Annotated in this window: 1 protein-coding gene; it reads left to right on the top strand. The window is 71.7% G+C overall.

All coding sequences use genetic code 11. The annotated features are described in order from the left end of the window. The coding region (locus tag ABTZ94_RS31890) for a condensation domain-containing protein (protein WP_351206013.1) at positions 1-2011 on the top strand (2011 nt) is incomplete at both ends.

A 2011-nucleotide genomic window follows, 5' to 3' on the forward strand; every position in this document is an offset into this window, starting at 1 on the left:
ACGGGCGACCTGGTGCGCTGGGGCTCCGGTGGGGCTCTGGAGTATCTGGGGCGCGCCGACGACCAGGTGAAGCTGCGGGGCTTCCGGATCGAGCTCGGAGAGATCGAGTCGGTGCTCGTGTCGCACCCGGCCGTCGCCCAGGCAGCGGTGCTGGTCCGTGAGGACCGGCCCGGTGACAAACGGCTCGTCGCCTACACCGTCCCCGACGGTGACACCGGCCCGGACGCCGGTGCACTGCGTGCCGCGCTCTCCGCCGCGCTGCCCGCGCACATGGTGCCGTCCGCCTTCGTCATCCTCGATGTCCTGCCACTGACGGCCAACGGCAAGCTGGACCGTAAGGCCCTGCCCGCCCCCGAGCACACCGCCGGTGGCACCGGCCGTGCCCCGCGCACACCGCGCGAGGAGATCCTCTGTGCCCTGTTCGCCGACGCGCTCGGCGTGCCGGAGGTCGGGCCCGACGACAGCTTCTTCGAGCTCGGCGGGCATTCGCTGCTCGCCACCCGTCTCACCGGCCGCATCCGGGTGGCGCTGGGCGCCGAACTCCAGGTGCGCGCCCTCTTCGAGACCCCGACCCCGGCCGGCCTCGCCGTCCTCCTGGACGGCGGGACCGTGACCCGGCGGGCGCTCGGCCCCATGCCGCGGCCCGAGTCGGTGCCGCTGTCGTACGCGCAGCAGCGGCTGTGGTTCCTCGGCCGTTTCGAGGGCACGGGGGCGACCTACAACATCCCGCTGGCCCTGCGGCTCACCGGCGCGGTGGACCCTGCCGCGCTGGCCGCGGCCCTGCACGACGTGGTCGGCCGCCACGAGCCGCTGCGCACCGTCTTCCCCGACATCGACGGGGTGCCGTACCAGCGTGTTCTCGACGTGTGCGACGCACGGGCCGAATGGACCGTCGTCGATGCCGACGCGGATGGGCCCGGGCTGGACGCGCTCCTCGCCGAGCAGGTGAGGCGAGGCTTCGACCTCGCACAGGACCTGCCGCTGCGGGCGACGCTCTTCCGGGTCGCCGAGCAGGAGCATGTGCTCCTGCTGGTCCTGCACCACATCGCCGCCGACGGCTCCTCGCTGACCCCGTTGGCGCGTGATCTGTCGGTGGCTTACGCGGCGCGGTGCCGTGGTGGGGTGCCGGCGTGGTGCGAGCTTCCGGTGCAGTACGCGGACTACGCGTTGTGGCAGCGGGAGGTGCTGGGTTCGGAGGGTGATCCGACGAGTGTGGTGTCGGGTCAGCTGGAGTTCTGGCGTGAGGCGTTGGCGGGGCTGCCGGAGGAGTTGTCTCTTCCGGTGGACCGGCCGCGTCCGGTGCGTGCGTCGTATCGCGGTGACGTGGTGCCGTTCGTTCTGGATGCGGAGGTGCATGCGGGGCTGGCGGGGCTGGCACGGGAGTCCGGCGCGAGTCTGTTCATGGTGCTGCAGGCCGCTGTGGCGGTGTGGCTGGGGAAGCTGGGTGCGGGAACGGACGTGCCGTTGGGCACGCCGGTCGCTGGGCGTACCGACAGTGCCCTGGACGATCTCGTCGGCTTCTTCGTGAACACGTTGGTGCTGCGGACGGATGTATCGGGTGACCCGACCTTCCGCGAGCTGCTGGGCCGCGTACGGGAGACGGACCTGGAGGCGTACGCGCACCAGGACATCCCCTTCGAGCGTCTCGTCGACCTGGTGAGCCCGGAGCGCTCGCTCTCCCGCCACCCGCTCTTCCAGGTCATGCTCACCCTGGACAATGACGCACGCGGCCGCCTCGCTCTGGCCGACATCGACGCGGAGATCCTGCCGCTGGGCACCGGCGCGGCCAAGTTCGACCTGGCGCTCAGCTTCGGTGAGCGATCGGTGGGGGATGGTTCCCCGGCCGGGCTGGACGGGTTCGTGGACTTCGCTCTGGACCTGTTCGACCGGGCCACGGTGGAGGATTTCACCACCCGGCTCGGGCGGGTGCTCCGGGCGGTCGTGGCCGACCCCGACGCCTCGGTGAGCACCATGGACATCCTGTCCCCCGAGGAACGGGACGAGATCCTCG

This window comes from Streptomyces sp. NPDC002785, from assembly GCF_040295565.1.
Classification (GTDB): Bacteria; Actinomycetota; Actinomycetes; order Streptomycetales; family Streptomycetaceae; genus Streptomyces.